Here is a 12,239-nt window from a genome sequence, read left to right on the forward strand (position 1 = left end):
CGGTTTTGCGTTCCGGCGCCGGCTAGAACGCGAACAGCTCGATCGGCTCGCTGAAACCCCGCACGGCATGTTTGCCGACCCGCTCCAGCTCGAACTCCCGATCCACCAGCTCGGCAAAGTCGCGTGACAGCAGCACCTTCTTGCCGATCTGCTTGGTGAGCGCCTCGAGACGGGAGGCCATGTTGACGGCGGGGCCGATCACGGTGAAGTCGAGCCGGGTGGTCGAGCCGATATTGCCGTACATGACGTCGCCGACATGGACGCCGATGCCGTAGTTCAGCGGCGCGCGGCCCGTGCTGGTGTTGCGCTCGTTCAGCGCGGCCATGGCCTGGCGAGCCTCCGTCACGGCCCGCAGCAGATTGGCGCAGGCGTTGGGCTGATCGAGCGGGAAGATGGCGAGCAGGCCGTCGCCGATGAATTTCAGGATCTCGCCGCCATGCCGCGCGATCGGATCGGACATCGCGTCGAAATAGTCGTTGAGGAGATCGATGACGTCGTCGCGCGGCCAGTTGTCCGAGATTTTGGTGAAATCGCGCAAATCGCAAATCATGATCGCGGCGCGCACCGTCGTGCCCGTACCGCGCCGCGTCGCGCCGGCGAGGATCAGCTCGCCGGCATGGGTGCCGACATAGGTCTCGAGCAGCGTGCGTGCCAGGCGATTCTTGATGCGGATCTCGCTGACCAGCGCCAGCACCGGCAGCACGTTCTTCAGCGCCGCGATATGCGAATCGTCGAAGCCGCCGGGACGGTCGGTCGCGAAGGTGATGAGATGGCGCTTGCCGAGGGTGTGATAGAGCGGCCAGGCGACATAGTCGGTCAGGCCCTTCTCGCGCATCTCGGCGTAAAGGGCGTGCTTGCGGCCGAGCGCCGGATCCTGTTCCAGCTTCTCGCGCACTTCGGTTGCACCGTCGAACATTTCGTTGGCGGGGCTGCCGATATATTCGGGGCGTCCCATCACATCGAAATCGACCCGCCCGATCTCGGCCTCACGCATGCCGTCGGACCACATGATCCGCGCCCCCAGCCATTGCGGGTGCTGGATCCGCACATGAAGCGTCGAGCGCTTCAGCGGAATGCCTGCCTGCTGGAGGCGGATGCACATCTCGGCGAAGATGTTGTCGATGAAGCGCTGGTCGCGCGTGCCGTTGGTCAGCCAGTCGACGACGCTATCGGCTTGCGTGGCTGCGGGAAGCTTGTCTGGCGCGCTCATATCCTGGCCTTCGGCGGCGGTCTGCAACGCAGCACATATCGTGTTCTGACGCGGCCCCGTCAACCTAGCCAGTTGCACGGATTGTGCGCATTTGCAGATCGCTGTCTAGCCGACGAGCTGGATCGACCCCAGCACGGCCAGGCCCGACATGAGCGCCAGCCGGGACGCCGCGGAAAGCTCGATCTTCAGCGTGCCGCTGCTGGGAACGACAAATTCCTCGCGCTCGAGACGAATGCTGCAATCGCCGGAAACCGCGTAAACCAGATGCGTGCCGGCCGGCAATGGCCGCTCGCCGGGTTCCTTCAGCGCCACCAATTCGATCTCCGCCGCACCGCGCCGCGCCATCAGATTGACAACCTCGACCGGGCCGGCCTCGAGCTCGGTCACGATCTCCATCTCGCCGGTGAAGCGGACGGTGGTGAACGGTTCGCGCTCGTCGAACTCCTGCCCGGGCGCCTTGAGCACCAGCCCGCGCCCGCCAACGACCATCTGCAAGCGGTCGATGCCGGGCATATGGGAGAACGGCCCCGGCGCCACGATCGGCGTGGAAGCAAAGCGCCACAGCAGACTGTCCCAGTTCTTCACCGCCGTGCCGGGCCGATGCGCATCGGCGATATCGGTAAAAATGCCGCCGCCATTCTTCCAGGGCGAGCGGGTGTAGTCTTCGGATTTCAGCAGCATGGTTTTCATGAGGGCGGGCGTCCCATAGAGATCACCCGCGCATCATTAATCGTCTCACGCCTCGACGTCGAGCTGAAGCCTGCCAAAGCCGTCGTCCTGGCGAAAGCCAGGACCTATTACCCCGACGGTCCGTTGTCGAAGTGAACTGTGGCCGCCCGTCTTCGAGCAATGTGGAATGGTGGCTATGGGTCCTGGCTCCCGTGCGCAATTGCGCACCAGGCCAGGACGACAACGGGAAGATACCGCATCCTTCACTCGCCCTTCCCGCCATTCAGCTTCGGCAGCGTTTCCACGATCTTCTGCTTGCCGTCGACGATCTCGGCCAGAAAGCTGGCGCGATCGATGTCGCCGTTCTGGTCCCAGCTTGCTTCCATCAGCATGCCAGGGGCCTTGTCGGGTGTCAGCGTCAGGCCCTTCATGGCTGCGCCAAAAGCCTTGCTGTCGAATTTTCCGATCTTCTCGGTGACGTATTTGACGAGATAGACCGCGGTATAGCCCTTGATGCCGTTGTGGTCGGGCCGGTACTTGAAGCGCCCGGTGAATTTCGTCGTGAACTCCTCGATCGCCGGCACGGGCGCGTCGGCGCTCAAGCCGACATGGCCGCGCACGCCATTGGCGGCGGCGCCGGCGAGCTCGACCACCTTCTGGCTGAGCAGCGTGGTCTCGCCGAACAGCGGCGTCGACAGCCCCTGCCGCTTCGCCTCGATCAGGAAGCGGGCGCTCTCCTCCTCATTGGTGTAGACAAAGACGGCATCGGCCTTGGCGCTCTTGAGCTTGATGACGTCGGAGCCGAAATCGACCTGGCCCTGCTCGGTGGAGATGTCGGCCGCGATCTCGATGCTGCGCGTCTTCATCTCCTTCACGAAATTGTCGTGGCCGCCCTTGCCGAAATCATTGTTGACCCAGAGCACCGCAACGCTCTTCACCTTGAGCTTGTCGTGCAGATAATTGGCGATCTTCGGCATCGAGAATTGCTGGCCGAAGGCGGTGCGGAACACCCACGGATTGCCCTGCGTCGTGATGTCGGCGGCCTCGGCGCCGACGATCTGCGGGATCTCGGCTTGCTGCGTCAATGCCATGTTGACCTTGACCGAGCCGGAATAGATCGGCCCGAGCACGACATACGGATCCTTGTCCAAGACCTTCTGCACCTGCGCGCGCGAGATGCCGGGGTTGCTCTGGGTGTCCAGATGCTCGGTCTGGATCTTGCGACCTAGGATGCCGCCAGCAGCATTGATCTCGTCGACCGCCAGCGTAACGCCGTCACGCCAGTTGGTGCCGGAGACGGCGCCGGGGCCAGAGAGTTCGATGACGTCAGGAATATAGACCGTGCTCTGCGCGCGGGCGCCTCCGGTCGCAAGCGTTGCCGTGGCGACGATGGCGAGCGCTTCTGCAAGATGCCTCATGATGTCCTCCTCCCTTGCTTTCGTTCTTATGATCCGTCGACGCCGAGCAGTTTGGCCGGCGTTCGCCACAAGAGGCGATGCTGATCGCCCGGATCCGGAAACAGCTGTGCCAGCACCGCCAGCAGCGGCCCGTAGTCGAGCCGTTCAGGGGCGCGCAGAAACGGATAGTCCGAACCCCAGACGCAGCGATCGAGCGTGAAAGCCTCGACCAGTGCCGCGATGAACGGCCAGGTGTCTTCGTAGGGGTGCGGCTGCTGCGAAAACTTGTAGCAGCCGGAGAGTTTGACATGCGCGTCGCGCTCGCGGCCGATCGCCAGCAGCGCCTGGAAGGCCTTGCCTGCCACGCCATGCGCCACCGACGGCCGCCCGCAATGGTCGAACACCAGGCGCACCGGCGACTGCTCGATCAACGGCAGCAGATCGAGCAATTGATCGTTCTCGACCTGGATCTGGAGAAACAGGCCGAGGCTCGTCAGCTTCTCCAGCAGTGGCGCTGTGTGGCGATAATGGTCGGCGCCGTGGAACGGCACGTTGAAGGCGACGCCGATCACGCCGGCGGCTTTCAATCGTTCGAGCTCGGCGATGTCGACGTCGTTCTCGACCACGGCGACGCCCCTGAAGCGGCCGCCACCCTGCCTCAACGTATCGAGCAAGATGCGGCTATCGCTGCCATAGCCGGTGTTGGTGGCGACCACGAGCGCATGGCTGATATCGAAGACGTCGAACACGCGGATCAGCTGCGCGGCCGTCGCGATTTCCTGCCCGCTCGGCCGATATGGCGTGTCGGCACCATAGGGAAAACGGACGGGATCGAGGGCGTGGATGTGGCAGTCGATCCTGGGGCCGGCCGGCAAGGTCATGCGCAAAGCTCTCCCCGCGCGGTTCAGAACGTGGCCTCGATGGCCTTGATCAGCTCGAGCGTCACATCAGGCATCACACCGAACCAGGCTTTGAAGGCGAGCCGCGCCTGGTTGAGCAAGAGGCCGAGCCCGTTCACGGTGACGCAGCCGCGCGCGCGGGCCTCGGCCAGGAACGGCGTTTCCAGCGGCGTGTAGATCAGATCGGCGGTCAGTGTCGTGGACTTCAGGCGCGACAGGTCGATCTCGAGCGCGTCCTTGCCGACCATGCCGCGGTCTGTGCAATTGACGAGCAGCGCGACATCGCCGAGCGCGGCGGCGCGATCATCCCACGCAACGGTGCTGACGGCAGAGCCGAATTCGTTTGCGATCGCCTGCGCCTTCTGCGCAGTGCGGTTGGCGATGCGGATCTCCCGCGCACCGTTCTCGAGCAGGGCCACGACCACCGCGCGCGAGGCGCCGCCCGCCCCCAGCAGCAGGATCGGACCGGCATCGCCGCGCCAATCGGCCTTGGCGTCGCGCAGGCTCTGCACGAAGCCGTTACCGTCATTGTTGAAGCCGGACAGCGTGCCGTCCTGTTCGACCACGATGGTGTTGACGGCGCCGATGCGCTTTGCGGTCTCGTTGACGCGGGCAAGCATCGGCATCGCCGTCTGCTTGTGCGGCATGGTGACGTTGCAGCCGCGGAACCCGAGCGCGACGAGGCCGCGCAGCGCATCCTCAAGCCGTTCCGGCTGCACCGCGAGCGGCACATAGGAACCTCGGATGCCGTGAGCCTTCAGCCAGTAATTATGAATGACCGGCGAGCGCGAATGCGCCACCGGCATGCCAATGACCCCCGCCAGCCCAAAACCATCCGCCTGCGACATGCTGCGTTCCCGTCCCCGGCCACGCCTTCGGCGCGCGACCATGTTATTTGGTCAGATGTACAAGACATCTAGAGGGAATGGCTAGCGAGTGCAATCTGAATCTCGCAAAGGCGAGGCGCCCGGGGGCGGGGCGATGGCGTCATTTCGACGCCAACGCGGCCACCGGCTTCCAGGCGGCATCGGGCGCGGAGGCGGCGAGCTGCCGACAGCGCTCACGCATCAGCTCGGCCGGGCGATCCTGGCCGCGCTGCTTCAACACGGCATCGAAATCGGCAAGCGCTGCGGCAAACCCGCGCGCGCGATAATTGGCGAGACCGCGCTCGTAATCCTCGACCCAGCCGGCCGCGACCGCGCCGTCACCCACGATTCCCAACAGCTCATAGACCGAGAGCCCCTCCTCCCGTCCATAAACGGCGATGCTGTCGATCTCGCGCGTGACGATGGTGCCACGCGCCAGGCGTTCGGTCGTCTCACCGATCAGGATTTGCGTGCCAAAGGTTTTGTTGGCGCCTTCGAGCCGGCTCGCGACGTTCACGGCGTCGCCGATCACGGTGTAGTTCAATCGCAGCTCCGAACCGATATTGCCGACCAGCATGCGTCCTGAATTGATGCCGATCCTGATCTGGAGCGGCTGGCCGAGATCGTCGGTGAGCCCCGACTGCTCGATCGCCCTGCGGCAGGCGAGCGCAGCGCGGCAGCAGCGCACCGCGTGATCGGCCTGCGGCTGCGGCGCGCCCCAGAACGCCATCACGGCATCGCCGATGAACTTGTCGATGGTGCCGCCATTGGCAACGATAATCTCCGAGGTGACATCGAGATAGCGCGACAGCAGCGGCACCACGCGATCGCCGAGCCGCTCGGACAGCCCGGTGAAGCCGGCGATGTCGATGAACATCACGCTGAGCTCCTGGATGCTCCCGCCGGGCCTAGCCTCCACGCCCTGACGAAGAAGTGCGCGGACGAGATCGGCCGGAATGAACTTGCGAAAGGCCGAGAGTCCGGCCGCCATCTCGGCGATCGCGCCCGACAGGCTCGCGATTTCCTTGAGCCGCGACGGATGGCGGCGGACCTGCTCCAGTGCGAACGCTTCGACATGGCGAAGCTCGCCGACGACGCGCGACAGCGGCGCGGCGATGACCGAACGCGCCAGCACTGCCGACGCCAGCGCCGCGAGCACCGCGCCGATGGCAAGGCCAATGATCAGGTGCCGCAGCGTGGACTCGACCGGCCCGAGAAACTCGGCCTCCGGGATCACCGTTGCCAGCGACCAGCCCGGAAACGGCAGCGGCGTCAGCGCGACTTCATAGGCCGCGCCTTTCGCAGTGAGCCGGCTTCGCCAGGCCTCCTTGCGGCCGGCCTCTCCTGCTTTCGCGAGTGCCGTCCGCGCCAGCGGCAACAACGCGGTATCGCCCTTGGCCGAATGCAGCTCGTCGGCGTCCTTGTCCGGCGCAGCGACGAGCTCGCCGCTGTCGTCGATGATGAAAGCCGTTCCCGTGCGCCCGACTTCGAGCTGTGACAGGAAGCGCGCAAGCCTTGTATATTCGATGATGACGGCGAGAACACCCTGTCGCTCCTGGTAGACGTCGATCGGTCCCGCAAAGGCGATCGACGGCCGCTGGCCGGTCGGATGGTCCACGACGCGGAACCATTGCGGGTCATCCGCGGCCAGCCCGGCCTTGAACCAGGCCTGATCGGCGACGCGGAATCCGGTCGGCTCGAAGCGACGATTGGCAAATTCGATATCGCCGGGCACCACGTCATATTCATCCACGCGACGCTCGCCCGGATGATCGGTCAGCGAAATCTCCATCATCTCCAGGCGCCGGTCTCCGAGCTTGTGCGCGGCGAAGAACGAGCCATCAGGCCAGCCGAAGGCAACCCATGAAATCGTCGTCTGCGATTGCAACTGCGACAGGAACACGAACTCGCGCTTGTCGGCTTCGCGGGTATCGAGCACGTTCTGGAGGAACAGCGTGCGAATCGCGGTGTGCGCGGCGCGCGCCTCGTCGACGATGGCCGCGACCTCCTTGCGCACCGCCGCCACGATCTGCTCGTTGATGGTGGAGGCGAGCTGCCGGCTTGTCGCCTCAGCCGTTCGCCACCACAACAGGCTGGAGAGGGCTGCCGTCAGCAGGATGGCCGCCAGGACGAGTGCAGACACGGCAAGGCGGATACTGACGGTCATTCGTGCGATCGTCTGAAGCCGCTGCTCGGAAAAGTCCATCATCGCAGTTTCCGCCTGTGGCCGCCTGATAGCTTTACGCCCCGCGCGCCCGTTCGTTACCGCTCGCAAACCTCCGCCGATAAATCCAATGCTCGCCGGCTAGCGTGTCGATAGAGCCAAGGCATTGGATTTAGGCGGACGCTTGCCCGCTAATCCTGCTTCAAGCGCACCACAAATGCGCTTGACCAATAGGTCTCACAGACTCGTGAGCGGTCCGGCGGTAACGGGGCCTCCGTACCGAGCGAACCAGACCATGCGCTTTCGCCTGCCAGGCGATGTACCCCAAAAGGAGAATCCTGATGTCCGTCAAACTTGCCGTCACCACGCTCGCTCTCGCCGGCGCCATGTCGACCGCGCTTGCGACCCTCGCCGCCGCCGCCCCGCTGACCAAGGCCGAAGCCGATGCCGCCGTGGCCGCCAAGAAAGAGAAGTGTTTTGGCGTCGCCCTGAAGGGCCAGAACGATTGCGCCGCCGGGCCAGGCACGACCTGCCAGGGCACCTCGACCGCCGACTTCCAGGGTAACGCCTGGAAATTCGTCCAAGGCGGCACCTGCACCAGCATCGAGTTGCCGGGCGGCAAGAAGGGCTCGCTGAAGCCGGTCTGACGCGGTCGAACCGACCTTCACCCTACACCAAGGAAACGGAGCAGCATCATGATCACGGCCACCAAGCCAGCCCCCGTGCCGCTCCGCTTCTCGCCGCCAATCGGCGGTCTCGCCGGGACCAGCTTCAAGCACGAGCACCTCGCGACCATCCTCGCCAATGGTCCGCAACGCGGCTTCTTCGAGGTTCATGCCGAGAACTACATGGGCGCGGGCGGACCGCCGCACCGCGCGATAGAGGCGATCCGCCGCGACCATCCGCTCTCGCTGCACGGCGTCTGCATGTCGATCGGCGGACCGCAGCCGCTGGACAAGGCACATCTGGCTCGCTTCCGCGGCCTGGTGGCGCGCTATCAGCCGGCCATGGTGTCCGAGCATCTCGCTTGGTCGACGCATGAGACCAGCTTCTTCAACGACCTGCTGCCGCTGCCTTATACCGAGGCGACGCTGCGCCAGGTCTGCGATCACATCGACCAGATGCAGGAGGCGATCAGGCGTCCCATCCTGCTGGAGAACCCGTCGACCTATCTTGCTTTCGCCGAGACGACGATGAGCGAGACCGATTTCATCCGCAGCGTCGCCGCGCGCACCGGATGCGGCTTGCTGCTCGATATCAACAATGTGTTCGTCTCCGCTACCAATCATGGATTTTCTGCGCTCGACTATCTCGCCGATTTTCCACTCTCGCGCGTTGGCGAAATTCACCTTGCAGGGCACGACGAGCAGGCGGACGACGATGGCGAGCCGCTCCTGATCGACAGCCATGACGGCCCGGTCGCAGACGCCGTGTGGAAGCTCTACGAGATCGTGATCGCACGCTGTGGCGCAGTGCCGACGCTGATCGAATGGGACTCCAACATTCCGGACTGGCCGGTCTTGCAAGCAGAAGCCGCCGCCGCACAGGCGATCCTCGATCGCTGCGAAATCGCCAGGACCGCGGAGGGCCGTCATGCTGCCTGAACCAGTCGTCTCCTTTGCCGCGGCCTTCGCGCCGGCGCTACTGGATCCCACGCGCGCCACGCCGCCGGCCGTGACCGGCCCGAACGGCCGGGCCGCCGGAAAGCGCTACGATGTCTATCGCAATAACGTCACGGTGAGCCTGATCGACGCGCTCGCCGCAATCTATCCGGCGGTGCAGCGCATCACCGGCACGGACTTCTTCCGCGCCATGGCGCGTTTCCATGTTCGCGAGAGCCCGCCGACCTCGCCGCTGCTGTTCGAATATGGCCGCGCCTTTCCGGACTTCATCGCGCGGTACGAGCACGCGCAGGCCATGCCCTGGCTCGCCGATGTCGCCCGCATCGAGCGGGCCTGGCTCGATGCCTACCACGCGCACGATGCGGCGCCGCTGGCGCCGGTTCAGCTCGCGGCAATCGCGCCGGAGCGACTGGCCGATCTGATTTTCAAACCGCACCCCGCAGCGCAGATCGTGCGCTCGGAATTTTCCGCGGTGACGATCTTTGCCGCCAACCGCGACAGCGCGCCCATGAGCCGCATTGACGCCTCGAAGGCGGAAGATGCGCTGATCACGCGGCCGGGATTCGATGTCATCGTGCGACACTTGCCTCCCGGCGGCGCGGTCTTCGCGATCTGCCTGGTGCAAGGCCGGCCGCTCGGCGAGGCCGCTGCATCCGCGCTGGCGGCATCGCCCGATTTCGACATTGCAGCCAACATTGCCGGCCTGACCGAGGCCGGCGCATTCACCTCGATTGCCTTCGGAGACGCATGATGATCACGGACCAACGCATGTCGGCAGTTGGAAGCCTGCCGCCGCTCGGGTTGCTCGTCGATAGGGCCAATCATCTGGTGCAGACGATCGCCACCCCCTCACTGGTCCAGCTCGTGCTGCGGCTGGCGCTGGCCGTGCCGTTCTGGCGCTCCGGCATCCTGAAATGGGGCGGCTTCCTCAAGTTGAACGACACCGCGGTGACGCTGTTCACCGACGAATTCATGCTGCACCTACCTGGAGGCCCCTATCACTATCCTGCACCCGCAGCGATGGCCTTTCTCTCCGGATGCGGCGAGATCGCGTTTCCGATCCTGCTCGTCCTCGGCCTCGGCACGCGGTTCGCTGCGCTGGGCCTTCTGTTCATGACGGTGATCGTCGAGCTTACGGTGCCCGACGGCTGGCCGTTGCATATCACCTGGGCGGCGATGGCCCTGGGCATCATGGCCTATGGTCCGGGGCGCATCGCGCTGGACCATTTGATCGGCCGGTCGCTCTCGCCCGAGCAATAGGCGCCTCACATCCCGCTCAGCCCACTATCGACCGCCAGCGTCTGCGCGGTGACGTAGACGCTTTCGTCCGACAGGAAGAAGAGCACCGCATAGCCGATCTCCCAGGCGGTGGCTTGACGGCCGAAGGGGATGTGGCCCTTGCCGCGGCTGGGGCGGCCGGCGCCGGCTTCGCGGCCGTTGGGGGTGTCGACGAGGCCGGGATAGACGAGGTTGGCGCGGATGCCGCGGCGTGCGCCGAGATGGGCGATGTTGCGCATCAGGCCGCCAAGCGCGGCTTTGGAGGAATCATACACCGCCATCTGCGATCCCGCTTTCAGGGCAGCGATGGAGGAGATGAAGACAATGGAGCCACCGTTGTCGAAACCCGGCATCGCGGCGCGGCAGCACAGCATGGGACCGCGGACATTGACGTCGTAGACCCCATTCCATTCCTCTGGACTGACATTGTCGAGCCCGACCTTGCCGAAGGTGCCGATGTTCAGCACCATGCCGTCGAGCCCGCCCATGGCGCGATGCGCTTCCTCGATCATGCGCTGAACGTCGGCCTCTGACGTGACGTCGGCCGCAATGGCAAAGCCCTCACCGCCTTCGTCGGTGATGCGCTTCACCGTCTGCTGCGCGGCGCCGTGGTTGAGATCGGCCACCGCGACCTTCGCGCCCTCGCGTGCGCACAAGATGCTCATGGCACGGCCGTTGCCGATCGGATCGGTCGCGGCGTCGAACACGCGCTGGCCGCCGCCGACGATCAGGACGCGGCGTCCCTTCAAGCGTCCCCTGCCCGCCGCTTCGCCAAGCGATTCCGCACTCGGCGGGCGAACGTACCGTTCCGGCTTGCCATCGGCTTCCGTCATCGCGCCGCCCTACGTCTTGCCGCTGTCATAGACCTTCATGCCGGCCGCAGGATCGAGATCGGTCTCGGTCGCCTCGGTGACGCGCGCCATCATCATGTAGAATCCGAGCGCGACGATGGATTCCACGATCTCCTGATCGCTGAAATGTTTTCGCGCGGCAGTGAAGGTCGGCTCGGGCACGCGGACGCTCTCGACCACCTCGCGGCCGAACTTCAGCAGCGCGCGCTCGGCTTCGTTCAGCGCCGCGGCATCGTAGTCACGGCGCTCGACCGCATCGACCTGGGCTTGCGTGCAGCCGACGCCGAGTGCGATCGGCACGTGCTGGCGCCACTCATAGGCGCCGCCTTCGAGCTGCGCGGCCTGGAGGATCAGGAGCTCGCGGTTGACGGCCGAGAGCTTCTGCTTGTGCAGGATCGAATTGCCGAGCCGCATCGCCGGGATCATGTTGGCCTCGGCATGGGCCATCATGCGGAAGATGTTGAGCTTGACCGGCATGCGGTCGAACGAGGCGCGGATGTCGCCGCTCGTCGTCTCCGGATCAATCAGGGGCAGCCTTGCCATGGTTCACTCCCTTGGTTTTTCTCTTCTTGTTGCCGTGGCTCCTGCCATCCGCCGCAATCAGCGACAGGAAGAAGGCGAGATAACGGTCAATCGCCTCGATCACCCTCGGCCGCGGCGACGGCGCCGCGCCCATCACGTAATGCTCGAGCCTGATATAGATGAGCCCGGCCGCGAACAGCCGCGCGGTCTCGCGCGGATCGGGCGTCGAGACCAGGCCGGCCAGCGCAAAGCCGCGAAAATAATCCGTCATCAGGCGCTGCTCGCGGTCGTAAAAGTGGTCGGCGAATTTGGCGCGGATGCCGGGCACGCGGTTACGCTCCGCGGTGATGACCTTCTGGAACTGGTGTTCGCGCGGATCGGACCATTGCTCGACGAGGTCCAATGCGAACTGCCGGCAGAACGCGGCGGGCTGGTGCGCCAGCTGCCTGTAGCGCGGCGCCTCCAGCCGGCTCGCCGAGCTCGCAGGGCCATGCTCGCTGACGATCGCTTCCAGGATCGCGGCCTTGCCGGAAAAGTGGTTGTAGAGGCTGCTCTCACGAATGCCGACGCGGCGCGCCAGCTCACGCATCGAGGCGCCGCCATAGCCGCTCTGTGCAAACAGATTGAGCGCTTCGTTGAGGATGCGCTCGCGGGTGGTGGGCGCGGCCGCTTCCGCCGCGCTGGTGGTGTGAACAGCCATCAGGATTGACTAACGAACGATCGTTCGTTAGTCAATCGGGCGACTTTCAACTCCGCGCATT

Annotated in this window: 13 protein-coding genes; 4 read left to right on the forward strand and 9 right to left on the reverse strand. The window is 65.1% G+C overall.

All coding sequences use genetic code 11. The features are described 5' to 3' along the window. Positions 1 to 22: 22 nt before the first annotated feature. From XH89_RS30710 to XH89_RS30735, 6 genes are all read right to left on the reverse strand, one after another. The gene (locus tag XH89_RS30710; protein WP_194464082.1) at positions 23 to 1,210 is read right to left on the reverse strand and encodes an adenylate/guanylate cyclase domain-containing protein; all 1,188 of its coding nucleotides are present in this window, start codon (positions 1,208 to 1,210) and stop codon (positions 23 to 25) included. Between the two features lie 105 nt (positions 1,211 to 1,315). Further along, positions 1,316 to 1,900, reverse strand: coding sequence for a HutD family protein (locus XH89_RS30715; protein ID WP_194464083.1), 585 nt, complete (start codon positions 1,898 to 1,900; stop codon positions 1,316 to 1,318). 242 nt (positions 1,901 to 2,142) lie between these two features. Further along, a complete protein-coding gene (locus tag XH89_RS30720; RefSeq protein ID WP_194464084.1) occupies positions 2,143 to 3,297 on the reverse strand; it encodes an ABC transporter substrate-binding protein in 1,155 nt (384 codons plus the stop codon). A 26-nt stretch (positions 3,298 to 3,323) separates the two neighbouring features. Beyond that, a complete protein-coding gene (locus tag XH89_RS30725; protein ID WP_194464085.1) occupies positions 3,324 to 4,157 on the reverse strand; it encodes an amidohydrolase in 834 nt (277 codons plus the stop codon). A 23-nt stretch (positions 4,158 to 4,180) separates the two neighbouring features. Then, the gene (locus tag XH89_RS30730; RefSeq protein ID WP_194464086.1) at positions 4,181 to 5,023 is read right to left on the reverse strand and encodes a shikimate dehydrogenase; all 843 of its coding nucleotides are present in this window, start codon (positions 5,021 to 5,023) and stop codon (positions 4,181 to 4,183) included. A gap of 139 nt (positions 5,024 to 5,162) precedes the next feature. Continuing rightward, a complete protein-coding gene (locus XH89_RS30735) occupies positions 5,163 to 7,250 on the reverse strand; it encodes an adenylate/guanylate cyclase domain-containing protein (RefSeq protein WP_371825185.1) in 2,088 nt (695 codons plus the stop codon). A gap of 296 nt (positions 7,251 to 7,546) precedes the next feature. Here XH89_RS30735 and XH89_RS30740 point away from each other — a divergent pair, with 296 nt between their 5' ends. Genes XH89_RS30740 through XH89_RS30755 form a run of 4 tightly spaced genes read left to right on the forward strand, consistent with a single transcriptional unit; the run spans position 7,547 to position 10,087 of the window. Beyond that, positions 7,547 to 7,852: a DUF2282 domain-containing protein gene (locus tag XH89_RS30740; protein WP_194464087.1), complete on the forward strand. Its 306-nt coding sequence runs from the start codon at positions 7,547 to 7,549 to the stop codon at positions 7,850 to 7,852. A 48-nt stretch (positions 7,853 to 7,900) separates the two neighbouring features. Further along, complete coding sequence (locus tag XH89_RS30745) at positions 7,901 to 8,809, forward strand: DUF692 family multinuclear iron-containing protein (RefSeq protein ID WP_194464088.1); 909 nt, start codon at positions 7,901 to 7,903, stop codon at positions 8,807 to 8,809. Next, positions 8,799 to 9,578, forward strand: coding sequence for a DNA-binding domain-containing protein (locus tag XH89_RS30750; protein WP_194464089.1), 780 nt, complete (start codon positions 8,799 to 8,801; stop codon positions 9,576 to 9,578). The genes XH89_RS30745 and XH89_RS30750 overlap by 11 nt, the downstream gene beginning before the upstream one ends. Then, a complete protein-coding gene (locus XH89_RS30755; RefSeq protein WP_194464090.1) occupies positions 9,578 to 10,087 on the forward strand; it encodes a DoxX family protein in 510 nt (169 codons plus the stop codon). The genes XH89_RS30750 and XH89_RS30755 overlap by 1 nt, the downstream gene beginning before the upstream one ends. Before the next feature lie 5 nt (positions 10,088 to 10,092). On the opposite strand, the gene XH89_RS30760 is transcribed toward XH89_RS30755, so the two are convergent. Genes XH89_RS30760 through XH89_RS30770 form a run of 3 tightly spaced genes read right to left on the reverse strand, consistent with a single transcriptional unit; the run spans position 10,093 to position 12,178 of the window. After that, positions 10,093 to 10,938: an SDR family NAD(P)-dependent oxidoreductase gene (locus XH89_RS30760; RefSeq protein WP_194464091.1), complete on the reverse strand. Its 846-nt coding sequence runs from the start codon at positions 10,936 to 10,938 to the stop codon at positions 10,093 to 10,095. A 9-nt stretch (positions 10,939 to 10,947) separates the two neighbouring features. Continuing rightward, positions 10,948 to 11,499 (reverse strand): carboxymuconolactone decarboxylase family protein, encoded by a 552-nt coding sequence (locus XH89_RS30765; protein WP_194464092.1) that lies wholly within the window; start codon positions 11,497 to 11,499, stop codon positions 10,948 to 10,950. Further along, the gene (locus XH89_RS30770) at positions 11,477 to 12,178 is read right to left on the reverse strand and encodes a TetR/AcrR family transcriptional regulator (protein WP_194464093.1); all 702 of its coding nucleotides are present in this window, start codon (positions 12,176 to 12,178) and stop codon (positions 11,477 to 11,479) included. The genes XH89_RS30765 and XH89_RS30770 overlap by 23 nt, the downstream gene beginning before the upstream one ends. Between the last annotated feature and the right edge of the window lie 61 nt (positions 12,179 to 12,239).

Origin of the sequence: Bradyrhizobium sp. CCBAU 53340 (assembly GCF_015291645.1) — a bacterium.
Taxonomy (GTDB): domain Bacteria; phylum Pseudomonadota; class Alphaproteobacteria; order Rhizobiales; family Xanthobacteraceae; genus Bradyrhizobium.